Annotated in this window: 4 protein-coding genes; all 4 read left to right on the top strand. The window is 27.3% G+C overall.

Annotation, left to right across the window (positions count from 1 at the left end; translation table 11 throughout):
* The coding region (locus tag B0A64_RS25325; protein ID WP_165769870.1) for a hypothetical protein at positions 1–308 on the top strand (308 nt) is incomplete at its 5' end.
* A 54-nt stretch (positions 309–362) separates the two neighbouring features.
* Entirely contained in the window at positions 363–857 is a 495-nt protein-coding gene (locus tag B0A64_RS23730) for a hypothetical protein (RefSeq protein WP_123875958.1), read from the top strand.
* Positions 858–1139: 282 nt separating this feature from the next.
* Positions 1140–1634, top strand: coding sequence for a hypothetical protein (locus B0A64_RS23735; protein ID WP_089481939.1), 495 nt, complete (start codon positions 1140–1142; stop codon positions 1632–1634).
* A gap of 66 nt (positions 1635–1700) precedes the next feature.
* Positions 1701–2024 (top strand): DUF6572 domain-containing protein, encoded by a 324-nt coding sequence (locus B0A64_RS23740; RefSeq protein WP_089481940.1) that lies wholly within the window; start codon positions 1701–1703, stop codon positions 2022–2024.
* The last annotated feature ends 211 nt before the right edge of the window (positions 2025–2235 follow it).

Raw genomic sequence — 2235 nt, forward strand, 5'->3', positions numbered from 1 at the left:
TTAATAATCCTGTATATTTTATCGACCCTGATGGAATGTTATCACAGTCATTTATGAATACCTTGATGAATTCTTCTAGTGGAACAAAGTGGATAAATAATAACGATGGCACTTTTTCGAATAATTCTGGAAAGAAAATAGACGATGAAGGAAACGCTATAGATGGCAGAGGTGGTGCTGATGCAAATAGAAAAGAAAATAAATCAGACAAAAATGGTGCTGAGAGCGAAACAGATTCTTTTGAATCAGCAAAGTCAGAAGAAAGCAAATCATCAATGTTTTATCCTGACCTGATTCTGCAAGAGTAACTAATGAGTCTAAAAATATACAACAGAAACGTATTGAAAATTTCAATAAAAAATATGGAACAAATTTTTAAAATAACTAGATATGTATTTATTGCATTGATTATTATTTCTTGCAATAACAAAAAAGATGAAAATTCAAAAGAAGCTTTAAAAAGTAATTTAAGTAAAAGTAAAATTTTATTTTGTAGTTTTCCTGATACTGTAAAAGTAAACAAAGTTATTGACGGTAAACTTCAATATGATGTGAGTAATATTGATTCTACTATAACTAGTAGCAGATTTTTAGTACTTGTATTATCAACTAGCGTAAACAAAGAACTTGCTAATTATAATGAAGTTGATAACAATGCTTTGTTATCCTATGTTGATTCATTAAATACGGGTAAATTTGAGTTTAAAGCTGTTTTTGAAAAAAAAGGTAAGCAAATACTAAATATAGTCATACGCGATCATAAATTTTTGAAACTACAAAAGAATATACCACGAGACAAAATGATATTAAGAACAAGTGATTGTTTATTTTCGAAAGAGGTGTATGTAGTTGATTGAAAAAAGATTGATGCTAAAGTATAGTGTTAAAGTCTTAAATATATTTTTTTAAAATCTGTAAAAGGATACTTTGTAGGTACGGATTACAAATCCGAACGATCGGGTGATTTTCTTCAAGGATTAGCGGCTGTTTATAGCCCAATTTTAGGCGGATCAAAAGTTATGAATGGAGCAAATATATTTTCAAATTTAGCACAAGACCCGTTTGACTCACCGAAGAAGAATTGGTCAAGGCATTAGAAGTAGCTTTATTAAGATGCAAATAAATTTAATCGTTTAAATATGTCAACATTAAGAGAAGATATTATAAAACAGTCATCTTGGACTGTTAAAACATTTGAAACTGACGGGTATATATTAGATTATACTATTAATAGTTTAATTGAACTTGACAGATTTTTTCAGAGAAATTTATCAAATGGACGCCCAAAAAAAGGCTGTAGATTAGCTAAGAATTTAGGAGGAATTATATTCTCAGTATCAAGTTATATTGCTGAAGTTTTAATAAAAAATGTTCCAAATTCTCATTTAGTAACTGATGATTCAGATCCAGATGGGGAAATAAATTTTTCTGTTGAGTTTGGGGATGGTTTAATATGCTTTCCTACCCAGCGAGTGATGAAACGAGTGACAAACGGTTTAGAAGATTCTATATATTATTATGGCTATAATTTAACTAAAGATATTTTGGATATAAATTTTAATCAAGAATTTTGGAATATTGAAAAAGAAATACAATTAGAGACTGAATCAAAGGTATGGTGGAAAGTTTGGTAGTAAGTAACGCTAAAACGTTTCATTATAAAGCATCCAGTAAAAGATGAAAAATTAATATAGGGATAGATGTCTGTAGAAGAAAAAAATAAAATTGATATTATTACTACTAACAAGCAAGGAATATTAGTTTTAACTATTTCCGATCATTTAGAATGGGATTGTATGAATGAACATTTATTAATTTTACAAGAGAAAATAAATAGTTATCTAGATTTTCTTGAAAGTGGTCAGATATACGAAAGTTATCCTGGTGCAGTAGATAAAGAAATTATGATACAAATTGTTTTTAAATATCTGCCTAACAGAATAGCCCAAGAGTTTTTAGAAGTTGTGAAAAAGTTTCTTAATGAAAAAGGTTATGATTTTAAATTTTATCAGCTTGTTTTGTAAGTAATTTAAAAGATAGGAAATTCAAACTATTTTTGAAGTTTTCAATAATAAAGATCAAAGTAATATAATGACAGGCTCCATAATAAGCAATAATGTTTTTATAACATGATTTTTTTTAAATTTTATATAATGAGTAGCTCAAAAAGGATAAACTTTTTTATTACACAGGATTTAAAATCATTAATTAATAAAAAAATATATGTTTTCATTT

This window comes from Flavobacterium araucananum (assembly GCF_002222055.1).
Classification (GTDB): domain Bacteria; phylum Bacteroidota; class Bacteroidia; order Flavobacteriales; family Flavobacteriaceae; genus Flavobacterium; species Flavobacterium araucananum.

Bases quoted from the DNA above. Each gene is read 5' to 3' on its own strand.
- B0A64_RS23735 (WP_089481939.1), top strand. From the start codon at position 1,140: ATGTCAACATTAAGAGAAGATATTATAAAACAGTCATCTTGGACTGTT.
- B0A64_RS23730 (WP_123875958.1), top strand. From the start codon at position 363: ATGGAACAAATTTTTAAAATAACTAGATATGTATTTATTGCATTGATT.
- B0A64_RS23740 (WP_089481940.1), top strand. From the start codon at position 1,701: ATGTCTGTAGAAGAAAAAAATAAAATTGATATTATTACTACTAACAAG.